This window comes from Neobacillus sp. SRL179, from assembly GCF_984799095.1.
In genome coordinates this window covers 3,097,231-3,113,099 of sequence record NZ_OZ481792.1, presented here as the reverse complement: position 1 = coordinate 3,113,099, position 15,869 = coordinate 3,097,231, and the positions used below count along the sequence as shown (strand labels likewise).

The 15,869-nt window shown below is 37.8% G+C and carries 18 protein-coding genes; 16 read left to right on the top strand and 2 right to left on the bottom strand.

Annotated elements, in window-relative coordinates; all coding sequences use genetic code 11:
* Positions 1 to 3: 3 nt before the first annotated feature.
* Positions 4 to 660: a ribonuclease H family protein gene (locus AC4E8C_RS15320; RefSeq protein ID WP_490207522.1), complete on the top strand. Its 657-nt coding sequence runs from the start codon at positions 4 to 6 to the stop codon at positions 658 to 660.
* 19 nt (positions 661 to 679) lie between these two features.
* Positions 680 to 865 (top strand): zinc-finger domain-containing protein, encoded by a 186-nt coding sequence (locus tag AC4E8C_RS15315; RefSeq protein ID WP_490207521.1) that lies wholly within the window; start codon positions 680 to 682, stop codon positions 863 to 865.
* 119 nt (positions 866 to 984) lie between these two features.
* Here the strand turns inward: AC4E8C_RS15315 and cspD are convergent, their stop codons facing one another.
* Positions 985 to 1,185: a cold-shock protein CspD gene (cspD, locus tag AC4E8C_RS15310; protein WP_007084796.1), complete on the bottom strand. Its 201-nt coding sequence runs from the start codon at positions 1,183 to 1,185 to the stop codon at positions 985 to 987.
* Between the two features lie 275 nt (positions 1,186 to 1,460).
* Here cspD and AC4E8C_RS15305 point away from each other — a divergent pair, with 275 nt between their 5' ends.
* From AC4E8C_RS15305 to mntR, 3 genes are all read left to right on the top strand, one after another.
* Positions 1,461 to 1,745, top strand: coding sequence for a hypothetical protein (locus AC4E8C_RS15305; RefSeq protein WP_490207520.1), 285 nt, complete (start codon positions 1,461 to 1,463; stop codon positions 1,743 to 1,745).
* Positions 1,746 to 1,973: 228 nt separating this feature from the next.
* Positions 1,974 to 4,142, top strand: coding sequence for a DNA topoisomerase III (locus AC4E8C_RS15300; RefSeq protein ID WP_490207519.1), 2,169 nt, complete (start codon positions 1,974 to 1,976; stop codon positions 4,140 to 4,142).
* Positions 4,143 to 4,223: 81 nt separating this feature from the next.
* The gene (gene mntR / locus AC4E8C_RS15295) at positions 4,224 to 4,646 is read left to right on the top strand and encodes a transcriptional regulator MntR (RefSeq protein WP_490207518.1); all 423 of its coding nucleotides are present in this window, start codon (positions 4,224 to 4,226) and stop codon (positions 4,644 to 4,646) included.
* A gap of 64 nt (positions 4,647 to 4,710) precedes the next feature.
* Here mntR and metA read toward each other — a convergent pair whose 3' ends face one another.
* Positions 4,711 to 5,619 carry a homoserine O-acetyltransferase MetA gene (gene metA / locus AC4E8C_RS15290; protein WP_490207517.1) on the bottom strand — a complete coding sequence of 303 codons (909 nt, stop codon included), beginning with the start codon at positions 5,617 to 5,619 and terminating at the stop codon, positions 4,711 to 4,713.
* Between the two features lie 231 nt (positions 5,620 to 5,850).
* On the opposite strand from metA, the gene AC4E8C_RS15285 reads away from it, so the two are divergent.
* From AC4E8C_RS15285 to AC4E8C_RS15235, 11 genes are all read left to right on the top strand, one after another.
* Entirely contained in the window at positions 5,851 to 7,533 is a 1,683-nt protein-coding gene (locus tag AC4E8C_RS15285; protein ID WP_490212581.1) for a formate--tetrahydrofolate ligase, read from the top strand.
* Positions 7,534 to 7,572: 39 nt separating this feature from the next.
* On the top strand, positions 7,573 to 8,082 hold the full coding sequence (locus AC4E8C_RS15280) for a hypothetical protein (protein WP_490207516.1): 510 nt from the start codon (positions 7,573 to 7,575) through the stop codon (positions 8,080 to 8,082).
* A 140-nt stretch (positions 8,083 to 8,222) separates the two neighbouring features.
* Positions 8,223 to 9,071, top strand: a complete 849-nt coding sequence (locus AC4E8C_RS15275) for a DegV family protein (protein ID WP_490207515.1) — start codon at positions 8,223 to 8,225, stop codon at positions 9,069 to 9,071.
* Between the two features lie 61 nt (positions 9,072 to 9,132).
* The gene (locus AC4E8C_RS15270; protein WP_490207514.1) at positions 9,133 to 9,288 is read left to right on the top strand and encodes a hypothetical protein; all 156 of its coding nucleotides are present in this window, start codon (positions 9,133 to 9,135) and stop codon (positions 9,286 to 9,288) included.
* A 74-nt stretch (positions 9,289 to 9,362) separates the two neighbouring features.
* Entirely contained in the window at positions 9,363 to 10,013 is a 651-nt protein-coding gene (locus tag AC4E8C_RS15265; RefSeq protein ID WP_490207513.1) for an HD domain-containing protein, read from the top strand.
* Entirely contained in the window at positions 10,010 to 11,899 is a 1,890-nt protein-coding gene (locus tag AC4E8C_RS15260) for an ABC-F family ATP-binding cassette domain-containing protein (protein ID WP_490207512.1), read from the top strand. Before AC4E8C_RS15265 ends, AC4E8C_RS15260 begins: the two co-directional genes overlap by 4 nt.
* Positions 11,900 to 11,931: 32 nt before the next feature.
* Positions 11,932 to 13,065: a conserved virulence factor C family protein gene (locus AC4E8C_RS15255; protein WP_490207511.1), complete on the top strand. Its 1,134-nt coding sequence runs from the start codon at positions 11,932 to 11,934 to the stop codon at positions 13,063 to 13,065.
* Positions 13,066 to 13,123: 58 nt separating this feature from the next.
* Positions 13,124 to 13,558, top strand: coding sequence for a BrxA/BrxB family bacilliredoxin (locus AC4E8C_RS15250; RefSeq protein WP_490212580.1), 435 nt, complete (start codon positions 13,124 to 13,126; stop codon positions 13,556 to 13,558).
* Positions 13,559 to 13,700: 142 nt separating this feature from the next.
* Complete coding sequence (locus AC4E8C_RS15245) at positions 13,701 to 14,294, top strand: YpjP family protein (protein WP_490207510.1); 594 nt, start codon at positions 13,701 to 13,703, stop codon at positions 14,292 to 14,294.
* A 106-nt stretch (positions 14,295 to 14,400) separates the two neighbouring features.
* Positions 14,401 to 14,982 carry a TerD family protein gene (locus tag AC4E8C_RS15240; protein ID WP_490207509.1) on the top strand — a complete coding sequence of 194 codons (582 nt, stop codon included), beginning with the start codon at positions 14,401 to 14,403 and terminating at the stop codon, positions 14,980 to 14,982.
* A gap of 75 nt (positions 14,983 to 15,057) precedes the next feature.
* Positions 15,058 to 15,834 carry a TerC family protein gene (locus tag AC4E8C_RS15235; protein WP_490207508.1) on the top strand — a complete coding sequence of 259 codons (777 nt, stop codon included), beginning with the start codon at positions 15,058 to 15,060 and terminating at the stop codon, positions 15,832 to 15,834.
* Positions 15,835 to 15,869: the final 35 nt, after the last annotated feature.

Sequence of the window (15,869 nt, the reverse complement as noted above, 5' to 3'; positions counted from 1 at the left end):
ATAATGAAATATAGGCTTGAATGGATGTATAAGATAAAAAGTAATGAAAAGGTTCAGTGCACATCTGAATGGGTTTCTGGTGAATTTGCCGTTCAATTCGCCGAAGAGCTTGAAAATACAGGGAAAGTAACTGATTTGTATTTTTATGACGAACAAGGGACATCATGGATTTTAAAGGAAATGAAAAAGCTGTTAGCGGAAGTTGAGGAAGACCCTCACGAAATTACGGTCTTTTTTGATGGAGGATTTCAGAAGGAAACCAATCAGGCTGGCCTTGGAGCAGTGATTTTTTTTAAGCAAGGTAAAAAGAAATACCGCATACGTGCCAATGAACGTTTTGATGAAATGGAATCCAACAATGAAGCAGAATATGCTGCATTTTATTTTGCTCTCAATATTTTAGAGGATTTGGGAGTCCATCATTTGACCTGTGAATTTAAGGGCGATTCCCAGGGGGTCTTAAAACAGCTCGAAGGTGAATGGCCATGCTATGAAGAAACACTTAACAGATGGCTGGATCGAATTGAAGAAAAAATGAAAACTCTAGGAATGCAGCCTAAATTTACGGTAATTCCTAGGAAGGAAAACAAAGAAGCAGATAAATTAGCTACCCAAGCGCTAGAAGGTAAAGATATTTTCGCCAAAACATTAATTCTTTAGGAAGAGGGGGTTAAAAAGGATGAAGCCTCCGGTCAGAAAAGAATTGTTAAGCCAAGTAGAGGGCTTGATGAACCAGTATTGTGATGGATGCTTTTTACATGATCATTTGAAAAAAGAAGGCGGCAGGAGAGCTGCACACCGTTTTTGTATTTCACAGTGTACTGTGGGAGAAAAGCTGCAGGAATATGGAAAAAAACTAATATAATAATCTAAAGTAAGCGCACTGGAGCAGGACATTTCTAAAAGAAAAAATTTATCCTATTTATTCACATAAAAAAGGCTGACAATAAATGTCAGCCTTTGATTGGTTATAATGTTTAAGGATTATAGCTTTACTACGTTAGCTGCTTGTGGTCCGCGGTTTCCTTCAACGATTTCGAAAGAAACTTCTTGGCCTTCTTCTAATGATTTGAAACCTTCTCCTTGAATTGCGCTGAAATGAACGAATACATCGTCTCCGCCTTCAACTTCAATAAAACCAAAACCTTTTTCGTTGTTAAACCATTTTACTTTACCGTTTTGCATGTACTTCTTCCTCCTAAACCTTTCATGACACCAACTCTTGGTACCAAAAATATAAATATTATCATGTAGCAAAATGTATGTTATTCGGTTACATGATGTCTTAAATATACAATAATGAAAAAAGACAGTCAAGGAATGGGAAGCGTTTTTTTTACTGATTATATACGATTTTAATATAGTTATGAAAATTATAATTTGATATTTTTCATAAACATAAATATAGCTTTTTTTCATATGTTAACTAATAAAATACCTTTTAAAGGTGGGACTGCTGTATGTACCGTTTTTCAATTAAAGGAGAAGAATGGATTTTAAGATTCTCACCAAAAGTATTCATTGAGGCAGATGAAAAACAGGCCATTCTGATGTCCCTTCTTCATATCGGGGAGGACTTAGCTGACTTTTCACATGGAACTGCCTTTATAATGTTTGCGAAAAATATTGGAGCAATTGTTTTTGATGTCGAGCGAATCCCATCATTGATTTTAACTGTATCAAATATTGTTCCTAAGGAAAATTGGTATATCCAGGAGTCAGACAGTATTAAGAAAAAGGGATAGCAGTTTACAGCATTTATTAAAGATTTATATTTTTATATTTTTGTCATCATAGAGGGTCGCTTTATTCAACTATAAGACTTTGGGGAGACTCATTATTCAAATGGGTCTTTTTGTCATTTTTGTGAAATGATGAGTGGAACTATTGATTGCTGGCTAATATTGAGGCTTTACGAATTGGATTTGAAGTGGGAAAATGAATCCGGGATGCATTAAAAAGGAGTAAAAAATATGAAATTAATTATTGCTGAAAAACCCGATCAAGGTTCAACTTTAGCTTCTGTTTTTAAACATAAAAAACAAAATGGTTTTATTGAAATTTTTCCAAACGAAACCTTTCCAAGCGGTGCTTACGTTACTTGGGCAATTGGGCATCTATGCCAGCTCGTGGCGCCAGAAAAGTATGAATCAAGTTGGAAAAAATGGTCATTGGACAATTTACCTATTATACCTGATCAATTTAAATATGAAGTAACCAAGGATAAAGCAAAGCAGTTTACCATTATACAAAAACTTGCCTCCAATCCGGCTGTTACCGAAATTATCCATGCAGGTGACGCCGGACGTGAAGGTGAATTAATTATCCGAAATATCTTAAGATTATCCAATTGTAAAAAACCGATGAAACGATTGTGGATCTCCTCATTAACGCCAAATTCGATTCGTGAAGGATTTAATAAACTATTAGATGAGAAAGAAACCAAAAGTTTATACTTTGAGGCCTATACTCGTGCTTGTGCCGATTGGATAGTGGGTATGAATGGTTCAAGACTCTATAGTTTACTGCTGCAAAAAAAAGGATTCTCTGATGTGTTTTCGGTTGGAAGGGTCCAAACACCAACGTTAGCCCTTATTGTTAAGAGAGAAAAAGAAATTGAGAGTTTTAAGTCCGAGCCATTTTGGGAGGTTATCGGCCATTTTAATATCAATGGAAAAAAATATAGCGGAAAGTGGCAGAACGATGGGGAAACTCGCGTTAAGACGAAGGAGCTGGCAGATAAAGTGGCGGCCTTCTGTCGAGAAAAGCCTGCTGATGTAGCGGAGGTAATCTCTGAAAGGAAAGAATTTTTACCGCCGCTTCTTTATAACCTTTCGGCATTACAAGCAGAGGCGAATAAGCGTTTTAAATTATCACCGAAAAGCACACTAGATATTATGCAAAAGCTCTATCAAAAAGGCTATGTATCTTATCCCCGCTCCGATTCGCGCTATGTGACAAAAGAAGAAGCCAATTCTTTTCCTGATATTCTTACAAAATTAAGCAAGGTGAACAACTATGCCAGTTATTTCCCCTTACCAATAGACTCAATAGCTGATAACAAACGATATGTAAATGAAAAAAAGGTTACCGATCACTATGCGATCATTCCAACTGAACAAATCCCCAATGTGGATCGGCTAAGTGCTGACGAGCGGAAAATCTATGATTTAATTGTGACTAGTTTAATTGCAGCGCATTATAATAAATCTGTTGCCGAATATACGACTGTTACAACTTTAGTGGAGGGACGGGCTTCCTTTATTTCAAAAGGAAAGGTCCAACTTGAAGAAGGCTGGCGAAAAGTTCTCAACCATAAGGAACGTGAGGATGAACCTGAACTCCCATCACTGACAAAAGGAGAGCAGGGAAAGACAGTCAAAGTGGATGTAAAGGAAAGTCAGACACAGCCGCCTAAGCGTTATACCGAAGGACAACTTATAACATTAATGAAAACGGCTGGTAAACATATAGATGATAAAGAGCTTGAGAAAATATTAAGCAGAACCGAAGGGCTGGGAACAGAAGCAACCAGAGCGGGAATCATCACCATGTTAAAAGACCGCTTATATATTGAAGTGAAAAAGAACTTAGTATATGCCACAGCAAAGGCAAAAATTTTAATTGAGGCAATTGGTCATGATATTCTCGCCTCACCGGAAATGACAGCAAAATGGGAGCAAAGGTTAAAAGAAATATCAGAAGGAACGGCAGTCCCCAGTCACTTTATGGAACAAACTAAAAAGATGGTAGTCCATTTAATTTCCTCGAGTATAGATCAATCGGCAAATTGGACATTTTCAGATGACCTAACCAATAACTTCACACCTGGGAAACAAAAGTCTTACCGAAGATCGGCTGCAAAACTAGGACCCTGTAAAAAGTGCGATGGAAATATAATTGATAAAGGCAGCTTCTATGGCTGCAGTAATTATAAAAATAATCAATGCAACTTTACAATTTCGAAAAAAATTCTTGGTAAAAATATTACCCAAAAAAATATTAAGTTGCTTCTTACTGAAGGAAAAACTGACCTGATTGAAGGATTTACGAATAAGGATAAGTCCTTTAACGCAAGGCTTTTTCTTGATGAAAAAGAAAAGAAAGTGAAATTTTTATTTGAAGAAACGGTCTCAAAATAAATCATTTCATGATAATGAACCTTGTCACTCTTTTTTTTCTATAGTAAACTTTTAATGGAGTAATTTTTTGGAGGTCAAGGGATGCCAACACCTAGTATGGAAGATTATATCGAACAAATATATATATTGATTCATGATAAAGGATACGCTCGGGTTTCGGATATTGCTGAAGCGTTGTCTGTACATCCCTCCTCAGTTACGAAAATGGTGCAAAAACTTGATAAAGATGAATATTTGGTTTATGAAAAATATCGTGGCCTCAGTTTAACCCCGAAAGGGAATAAAATTGGCAAACGACTTGTATTCAGGCATGAATTACTAGAGCAATTCCTCAAAATCATCGGGGTTAAAGATGAAAATATTTATCACGATGTGGAGGGCATTGAGCATCATTTAAGTTGGGATTCAATCGACCGAATCGGTGATCTGGTTCAGTTTTTTGAAGATGACCCGAACAGAGTCGATACATTAAAAGAAATTCAAAAACAAAATGAACAAGAATAATAAATACCAAAAAGCACCTAGCGAGTATATGCTAGGTGCTTTAAAATTAAAAGCTGATGTATTTTTATGCCCATGTATAAGGAGTTTCCTGATATACACAGTAATTCAGCCAATTTGAAAAGAATAAATGCCCATGTGAACGCCAGCGATTGATGGGTGGCTGGGTTGGATCATTGTTTGGAAAATAATTCTCAGGCATATGAATTTCTAATCCCTTTTTTAAGTCCCTTTCGTATTCTTGGGCTAAAGAATCCGACTCATATTCCAAATGCCCCGTAATCATAACGTGTTTACGATTTTTGGAAGCAATCAGTAATGGTCCGGCGTCTTCGGAAGCAGCAAGTAAATTCAATTCTGAATGACGTAAAATGGCCTCAAGGGAAACATCTGTGTAACGGGAATGGGGCGCATAAAAAAGATCGTCGAACCCTCGTAATAAAATATCATTTTGTTCAATTATACGGTGAGCATATATTCCTGAACATTTTCGCTGCAATTCAAATTTACCTATTCCATAATGATAATAAAGCGCAGCCTGTGCACCCCAACAAATATGTAAGGTTGAAGTGACATTTTGATCGGCCCAATCCATAATCTCTGTTAATTCGTCCCAATATTTAACTTGGTCAAAATCTAACAATTCTACAGGGGCACCGGTGATAATCATCCCGTCAAATTTCAGGTTTTTGATCTGCGAGAATGTAGTGTAAAACTGTTCCAAATGCTGCTTACTCGTATGAGTGGATTCATAGGAATTAGTTTTTAAAAAATTTACATTGATTTGCAAGGGTGTGTTTCCTAATAATCGTAAAATCTGTGTTTCGGCTTTTTCCTTCTCAGGCATCAGGTTTAATATCAAAATATTTAATGGCCTAATATCCTGGCTGACAGCCCGTTCTGTCTCCATAATAAAAATATTTTCCTGCTCAAGCACCTCACGTGCAGGTAAAAGTTTTGGTATGTTAATTGGCAAGAGACCATCCCCCTATCTAGTCTTAAATATACATAGCTTAAATTAAAATCCTACACCGGCTCACCCTAAATGTTCATGAATATTAAAAAAATTCGATAGTTTCATTATAAACATTAAAATATAATCAGAAAAGAAAATATTAATAGATAATAATTTATCGGAATGAAATTAATTGGTACAATGATGGAGTAGGTTAACTTAAAATGCTGAATGTGGGGGATTAATGTGACTATGAAAACATCTGTGAAGTCAGACATCGAAATTGCACAAGCATCTACAATGAAGCCAATTGTCGAAATTGCCGAAAAGATTGGACTAGGTGAGGAGGATCTAGAACTTTACGGTAAATTTAAGGCAAAAATATCAAATGAAGCATTACATAAGTTAAAGACTAAAAAGAGCGGAAAGATTATTCTTGTTACATCGATTAATCCAACCCCTGCTGGTGAAGGGAAATCAACGGTAACAGTAGGACTAGGTGATGCCTTCAATCGGATCGGGAAACAAGCTATGATTGCCATGCGTGAACCTTCGTTAGGTCCAACAATGGGAATTAAAGGAGGAGCTACTGGCGGCGGTTATTCCCAAGTTTTACCGATGGAGGATATCAATCTCCATTTTACTGGTGACATTCACGCGATTACAACGGCAAATAATGCACTTGCAGCATTACTTGATAATCACCTCCAGCAAGGGAATGAATTAAATATTGATTCTCGCAGGATTGTCTGGAAACGAACTGTAGATTTAAATGACCGCGCCTTACGTAAGGTAATCATTGGTCTTGGCGGACCACTTCAAGGTGTTCCAAGGGAAGACGGTTTCGATATTACGGTGGCATCAGAAATTATGGCGGTTTTATGTTTAGCATCAGACTTAAAGGATTTAAAATTACGTCTATCCCGAATGGTAGTTGCCTATAATGTAAATAAAGAACCTGTCACGGTTGGTGATTTAGGTGTGGAAGGGGCCTTAACGTTATTGTTAAAAGAGGCGGTAAAGCCCAACCTTGTTCAAACGATTGAACATACCCCTGCACTCATTCACGGCGGGCCGTTTGCTAATATTGCCCATGGCTGCAATAGTGTCATTGCAACGAATGCAGCATTAAAGCTAGCTGATTACGTCATCACTGAAGGCGGTTTTGGAGCTGATTTGGGAGCAGAAAAGTTTTTACATATTAAAGCGAGAAGTGCAGGGATTAAACCGGAGGCTGTCGTTGTCGTAGCAACAATTCGGGCATTGAAGATGCATGGTGGCGTGGACAAACAGGAGCTGGCAAAAGAAAACATCTCAGCACTAACCCTTGGTTTTGAAAATCTACAAAAACATATCGAAACCATCAAAAGCTTTGGTTTACCTGTGGTGGTTGCACTTAATAAATTTATCACTGATACAGATCTAGAAGTTCAAACACTTCTAGAGTGGTGTGAAAGAGAAAATGTACCTGTTGCCTTAACGGAAGTGTGGGAAAAAGGCGGGGCTGGCGGCGTTAAACTTGCCGAAAAACTGTTAGAGGTAATCGAAAAGGAAGAAAATAACTTCCATCCATTATATGAACTATCTGATTCAATTGAAAAAAAGATATCCACTATTGTTCAAAAGGTTTATGGCGGTAAAAATGTTGAATTTTCACCTAAAGCGAAAAAGCAATTGGCAGATTATGAGAAGTTTGGCTGGTCAGATTTACCTGTCTGTATGGCAAAGTCTCAATATTCTTTGTCAGATGATCCTACAAAACTGGGGAGACCAACAAATTTCACTGTCACAATTAGAGAATTCAAACCATCGATTGGGGCAGGATTTATTGTAGCCCTTACTGGTGAAGTTATGACCATGCCAGGTCTTCCTAAAAAACCAGCTGCTTTAAACATGGATGTAGATGATTTTGGCAATGCGATAGGTCTTTTTTAATCATCAGGCAGTGGTTTTAGTAAAAGGAGTCGAAAATTAATGTTTGATCCGACAGCCTTTGATAATATGAAGGTGGTAATGGAAGGGGCCTTATATGATAAAGATATCGGTGGAGAAATTATCATAAAAGATCGAAATGATCGGATTAATTTAGCCAAGATGTCCCGTCAATTTGATATATCCTTCCATTTACCTGCAAGCGTTGTTATCGCAAAATTTGAAATGGAATCAAGGTTAATGAATTTAGCGGCAGAACTTTTACCCAGTCTATCTACCGATCATTTTGCGGGGTGCCATGTAAGATTGCAATTTCTTCTAGAACATGATGGGGTAATTGATTATGAAGCGTTTAAGCAGCGGCTCACCAATATATGGGGGGCAGACAGAAAGGTTGCGCTATCGACCAGTTTTAATCCGCTTGAAAAAGAAACGAAGTGGTCTACGATTTTCACAGTGGATTTTGATCGTTTAGTTACGGAAGATCAAATGGATGATTTGGTTTATATGGCCGATTATTTGATGACAACGTTAGAGAAGCTAACTGAATAAGATTGTATTACAATAAAACCAGCTGTAGTTGAAAGCTGGTTTTATTTATTTGTTACATATTTACATAAATCAAAATAAGGGGTACGATAATAGTAACTAGATATTATGACCTCGTACCAAAAAATAAAGGGGAGATGACGTTGGTTAAGACGGCTTGGGTTACCGATAGTACTGCCTTTTTAGATGATGAATTAAAAAACAATCCAGATTTATATACCATTCCCTTAACTGTCCTATTAGATGGTGAGGAATTTTCTGATGGAGTGGAATTAACAGCTATGGAGCTGTTCACGAGATTAAAGCAATTAAAAAATCCTCCTATGACCTCACAACCATCTGTTGGAGCTTTTCAATCTTTATACGAGCAGCTTTCGAAGGAATATGATCAAATAGTAACAATTCTTATTTCTGAAAAACTAAGTGGAACAGTATCCTCAAGTAAGCAAGCTGCTACACTAGTCAATATTCCTGTAACAACGATTGATTCAAAAATTCTCACTGCTCCCATGTCGGCCTTGTTAAAAAGAGGAATGGAATTAATAACAGCTGGTCACAGCGTTGAATCCATGATCGAACAATTAGAGCGAATAAGGGATACGAATGAAACGTATGTGTTGGTTGGCAGCTTAGAGCAGCTGCATCGTAGTGGAAGAATGTCCGGAGTGCAATTTTTCCTGGGAAGCATGCTCAGTGTCAAGCCTATTATATCAATCGAAAATGGGGCACTTAACGTAAAAGAAAAAGTAAGAGGAGAGAAAAAGGCTAAAGAGAAAATACTTGATTACTTCCGTCTTGCTTATGAAAAACATCAATTTAAAGAAGTGTATATATTATATGGATTACATGAAGAACAAACCGATGAATGGGTCCATCAATTGAAAGAGAATTACCCGTTCGTTCGGATCATTTGTTGCCCACTAGGGGCTGTAATTGGGGTCCATGCAGGAGAAAATACACTTGGTATTAGTTGGTTTAATGATTTGAAATAACATGCGCTCATTCCGTGCATACTAAAGTGGCTATCCATTTTAGATGAAAGAGGTTAACAACATGAGCAAACAAGGAAGACAAAATTCTAATCAAACCAGAGAACGAATTGAAAAGCAGGATCACCGTAATGATGTGGAATTAGGTAATGACTTTCAAATTGGTAATAGTCAATCGCAAAGCCAGAAAAAAAGCGGCCGCCAAGCAAACAAAAAATAACCTCGAGCATCGGGGTTATTTTTTGTTTGCTATTCATGTTAAAATAGCAAGGGTGAAGGCAGGTGCTTTTTATAATGAATGACAAATTAATTAAAGAAGCGGAAATATTTGTTCGTAATGAATTAGGTGAAGATGCCACGGGCCATGATTGGTTCCATGTGGACCGTGTCCGGCGCAATGCCTTACATATTTGCAATGTAGAAATGACTGGAAACCCATTTATCATTGAAATGGCCGCACTTTTACATGATATTCCAGATGAGAAGCTAAATGAATCTGCTGCAAAAGGCAGTGAAAAACTTAATTCCTTCTATAACAAAATTGAACTGTCTGAAAAAGACAGAGATCACATTACACAAATCATTGAATCGATTTCATATAAAGGTGGAAAAGGGACAAAGCTCGAAACAATTGAGGCAAAAATTGTCCAAGACGCTGACCGATTGGATGCAATTGGAGCTATTGGGATTGCAAGGGCCTTTGCCTATGGCGGCAAAAAGGGTCAACTTATCTATGACCCCGCCATATCGGTAAGGGAAGATATGAGCGTAGAAGAATACAGAAAAGGAAAATCAACAAGCATTCATCATTTTTATGAAAAACTATTAAAACTTAAAGATTTACTCAATACTGATGCTGCCAGAAAATTGGCTGAGAGCAGGCAGCAAATGATTGTCGAGTTTTTAGAACAATTTTATCGGGAATGGGATGGACAAGATTTATGAAAATGCTCACAGTAGAAAATGTTTCCAAAACATACGGAGAGAAACAACTCTTTAAAAATATATCGATCACGATCAGTGAGAAAGAGCGGGTCGGTCTAATCGGGATAAACGGGACAGGGAAATCGTCACTATTAAAAGTTATTGCTGGACTTGATTCACCTGATGAGGGTAAAATCATCACCGCAAAAGACTATACGATTTCGTTTCTAGATCAACAGCCCGAATTAGATGCTGATAAAACGGTTTTGGAACAAGTTTTTCATGGCGAAGCGCCCATTTTAAAACTGATGCGTGAATATGAAAAAACACTATTGAATTTGAATATCTCACCAAATGATATGAAAGTTCAAGAAGACCTGTTTCAATTACAAAAGCAAATGGATGCATTAAATGCTTGGGATGCCAGCACCAATGCCAAGTCAATCTTAATGAAATTGGGAATAGAAGACTTTACTAAGAGAATTGGTGAATTATCTGGCGGCCAGAAAAAACGGGTTGCCTTAGCACAGGTATTAATTGCTGAGCCAGATTTATTAATCCTTGATGAACCAACCAACCACCTTGATTTTGATTCGGTAAAATGGTTAGAGGACTATTTAAGCAGATATTCCGGATCCATTTTACTAGTTACACATGATCGTTACTTTTTAGACCGTGTGGCAAATCGTATGTTTGAATTGGACGGCGGTAATCTTTACGCTTATAAAGGGAATTATGCAGCCTTTTTGGAAGCAAAGGCGATTCGTGAGGAAAATGAAGCAGCCACCTATGAAAAAAATAAAAACCTTTTTCGAAGAGAGCTAGAGTGGATTAGACGTGGGGCAAAGGCCAGATCCACCAAGCAAAAGGCCAGAATCGACCGCTTTGAAGAGTTGGATAATAAGCTCACCAGCGGAAAGCAGTCAGGTGAAAAACTGGATATTTCTTTAAATGGCAGCCGGCTAGGTAAACAGGTTTTTGAATTGAAGGATGCCACTAAACGCTACGAAGAAAAAGTCATTATGAATCATTTTGATTTATTGGTCAAGCCAGGAGACAGAATTGGGGTCATCGGCAAGAACGGTGCAGGGAAATCCACATTATTAAATATTTTAGCCAAAAAGATTCCGCTTGATGAAGGGGAATTCATCATGGGGCAAACGGTTAAGTTCGCCTATTACACGCAAGAAAGCGAAGATATGGATGAAAATAAGCGGATGATTGAATATATAAAAGAGACAGCAGAGATAGTCGAAACCTCAGATGGAAAAACGATTTCAGCTGCGCAAATGTTAGAGCGTTTCTTATTTCCGCCATTTTCCCATGGAACACCAATACGCAAACTATCTGGCGGTGAAAAGCGTCGACTGTATCTCTTAAAACTGTTAATGACGGCACCAAACGTGTTATTACTGGATGAACCCACCAATGATCTGGATACACAAACACTAACGGTGCTGGAAGATTATTTGGAAGAGTTTCCGGGCGTTGTCATTACCGTTTCCCATGATCGTTATTTCCTTGATAAAGTAGCAGAACAGCTGTTAGTGGTTCGCGGTAATGGGAAAGTTGATTCCTTCTATGGGAATTATAGCGAATACCTTGAGAAAGAAACCGCCATTGAGGTCCAAAAGACGGCCATGACAAAGTCAAATTCATCTTTTAAAGCTCCAGAAAAGGAAAAGAAGAAAAAGCTGACCTTTAAAGAGCAAAAGGAATGGGAAGAAATTGACGAGGTGATTGCCAAGACTGAAGCTAGTCTTGAAGAAGTAGCTGAAGAACTGGCTAAGGTGGGCAGTGACTTTACTAAAGCACAGGAATTAATGAATCAAGAAAATGCTTTAAACGAAAAACTCGAATATTTAATTGAGCGCTGGAGTTATCTGGCGGAAATTGCCGATAATTAAACAAAAGAAAAAAATAGAATAAGGTGATTGTGTTGAAAATAAAAGCGATTGAACCAACGCCAAGTCCAAATACAATGAAAATCAATTTAGATCAAGAACTCCCAATGGGAAAGAGTCATAATTATAAAAGAGACACAGCAGCGGATGCCCCTCCTATCATTCAAGCCATTTTACAAATTGATGGCATCAAAGGGGTGTACCATGTTGCCGATTTTCTGGCAGTGGAACGGAATGCGAAATATGATTGGAAAAATTTATTACCCCAAGTCCGCCTGGCATTCGGAGAAAAAGCAGATGAAACGGTTAAGGTGGAAAACGTAAATGAACATTTTGGTGAAATAAAAGTAGAAGTCCAAATGTTTAAGGACATCCCACTCCAAGTGAAATTGACCGATAGTGAAACTGAACGCAGGTTTGGGATGCCAGATTATTTTTTAAAAGCAAGAGAGCGGGCACAACTTCCTGAAGATAATTACATCCTCTTACGTAAATGGCACAATCAAGGTGTTCGTTATGGTGAGTTTGATCAAATCGGTCAGGAGGTTATTTCTGAATTAATCGCCGCCTACCCAGAAGATCGCCTCGAGGAACTAGTTAAAAAAGCGCAAACACCCGAATCACCATCGGTATCAAAATCAAAGCAGACTCGTAAAAAAATAACTATCCAGGATTTAGCAAACCCTGAATGGCAGGTTCGCTACCAGCTTCTTGAGCAAATGGATGATCCCGAATTAGAAGATTTACCAGTACTTGAAAAAGCCTTAGCAGATGAGAAGCCTTCCATCCGCCGACTTGCAACCGTTTATCTGGGTATGATTAAGGATAAAAAGGTTTTACCGCTATTATATCGTGCCTTAAAGGATAAAACAGTAACAGTGAGAAGGACGGCCGGCGATTGCTTATCGGATTTAGGGTTTCCAGAGGCAGCTGATGAAATGGCAAGCGCCTTACAAGATTCAAGTAAGTTAGTGCGCTGGCGGGCCGCCATGTTCCTCTATGAAGTAGGAGATGAAAAGTCGCTGAAAGCCTTAAAGGCGGCAGAAAACGATCCGGAATTTGAAGTAAGCATGCAAATCAAAATGGCCATAGAAAGAATTGAAGGCGGTGAGGAAGCCAAAGGTTCTGTATGGAAACAAATGACAGAAGCTAGAAAAATGGAACAGTAGTTTTGTAAAAGAGTGGACTATATAGTATCCTAGTAAGGAAGAAATGGAGTGATTAATGATGTCAAATGCTTATGAAGAATATATGAAACAAATGGTCTTGCCAATGCGTGAAGAACTTACGAGAGCAGGTTTCGAAGAATTAAAGACACCTGAAGAAGTGAAGGACTTTATGGAAAAAACAGCGGGAACCTCACTTGTAGTGGTAAATTCCGTATGTGGTTGTGCTGCTGGGTTAGCACGTCCTGCTGCCACTCAAGCAGTCTTAAATAGTGAGAAAAAGCCAGAACACCTTGTAACTGTTTTTGCCGGTCAAGATAAAGAAGCCACTGCAAAAATGCGCGAGTATTTTGAGGGAATAGAACCATCCTCACCATCTATGGCATTAATAAAAGATAAAAAAGTTGTTCATTTTATTCCAAGACATGATATTGAAGGCATGCCAATGGAATCCGTAATGGAAAATTTAATGAATGCATTGGAAACTCATTGCTAAATGGACGTCATTAGACGTCTATTTTTTTTATATAAAACATTTAGTTGAAAAAGTATAATCTCATTTTTCCATTTTTTCAAAAAAAGAAGTATAATAAGATCATACAAATTCAGAAATCTCTACGTATAAAGGTGTGAAAAGAATGAATAAGTGGCTCCGTAAATCTCTTTTTGTGATGGTTTCTATACTAACATTCGGGCTGGTTACGCCAACACAATTAATCAATCATGTTAATGCTGAAACGATCTCTGACCGTGATGTATTCGAAACATCTGCTGCTGAAAACAGTATTAATCAGCCCAATAGTATTAAAGAAGAATCAGAGTTTAATAGAGAAGCCTTTATGGAAGAACTAATAAAGCAGGCAGAAGTCCAATCCTACCAAAAATTCGGAACGAAAATTAAACCAGTGATTGAAAATGAATTTCGTGAGGTCATACTACCAAACATTGAAAAAGCAGTAGAAGAAACAGCTCTTCAATTTCCCGAAGAGGATTTAAAAAACCTTACAATTACCGAACAGCCTGGTCCAGGAGTCTCTGAGAAAATTTTTAATATAAAAAATAGTGTTTCTGGGAAAGATATTTTACGTTTTCATGTGAGAAGGGATAATCCGCCACAATCCGGTTATTGGTTTAATTTTCATTACCACACCTATCATGATCAATTTCAAAACCACCATGAATTGGGATCTATTTTTTGGGATAAAAATACGCCGCCGAAATGGATGAGTTAACAATTTTACAACAAAAGAAGGAAATGAAAAATTTTTTTATAATAATTGAAACCTTTTTAAGAGAAACTCGTAAATAGACTATTACCTTAATTGGAGGAATGAAAAAATGGCAGTAAGCTTATCAAAAGGTCAAAAAGTTGATTTAACAAAAACAAATCCAGGTCTAACAAATGTTGTAGTTGGCCTTGGCTGGGACACGAATAAATATGATGGCGGGAAAGATTTTGACCTTGATTCATCTGTCTTTCTTTTGGGCGAAAATGGAAAAGTAACCAATGAAACTGACTTTGTTTTTTACAATAATCCACAAGGTGCAGGTGGTGCTGTTGTACATACGGGCGATAATCGTACAGGTGCTGGTGATGGTGATGATGAGCAAGTAAAAATCAATCTCACTACAGTCCCTGCAAATGTTCAGCGGATTGCTTTTACAATTACCATTCATGAGGCCGATAGTAGAAATCAGAATTTCGGTCAAGTATCTAATTCCTATGCACGAATCTTTAATGAAGCTACTGGTGAAGAGTTAATTCGTTATGATTTAGGTGAAGATTTTTCCATAGAGACAGCTATTGTTGTTGGCGAATTGTATCGTCACAATGGTGAATGGAAATTTAGTGCCATTGGCAGTGGGTACCAAGGTGGTTTAGCAGCATTAGCAACAGATTTTGGTTTATCAATAGGCTAAGAAAATAGAAACTAAAGGGACCTAGCAATAGGTCTTTTTATAAAATATGGTCGGGTTTTAGGAGGAATTTTTTTAATGACGGTTTTACAACATATTTTGGATACTTATTCTCAGTTCTTTAATTGGGAAATGTGGGGGGAAGTTTTAACAAACCCAGTCAGCTGGGGATTAATTGGTACACTAGTTATTCTAGAAGGATTACTTTCGGCTGATAATGCGTTAGTATTGGCAGTAATGGTAAAACATTTGCCACCTGAAAAACGAAAAAAGGCCCTTTTTTATGGCTTATTAGGAGCGTATGCGTTCCGCTTTATCGCCATTGGAATTGGTGTGTTCCTAATCAAACTGTGGTGGGTCAAAATATTAGGTGCAGGCTATCTGGCTTGGTTGTCGATTAAGTACTTCCTTGATAAACGAAAAGAATCTGGAGAGGAGGAACATGAAGAAGGAGGATTAAATCAATCTGGTCTGTTAATTCGTTTATTTGGAAACTTCTGGGGAACAGTAGCAGCAGTTGAATTAATGGATATTGCTTTTTCAGTTGATAGCGTCCTAGCGGCATTTGGTGTTAGTGAAGAGGTTTGGGTTTTATTAATTGGTGGTATGCTGGGTGTGTTAATGATGCGCGGGGTCGCAGGTGTGTTCTTAACCTTAATCGACCGTGTGCCCGAGCTGGAAACAACAGCTTATATTTTAATTCTTATTATTGCAGCTAAAATGCTCCTTGCCGTCGGTGGAATTGACATGGGCCACGTAACGTTCTTCATCATTTTACTAGTTACTTTTGGAGCCACTTTCATTGTTCACAATATTAATAAGAAAAAAGAAACCAGCAAGGAAAACAATCTATAAGCTAAGCTTTAAAAAAATGTGGGGAGCTGACGAGA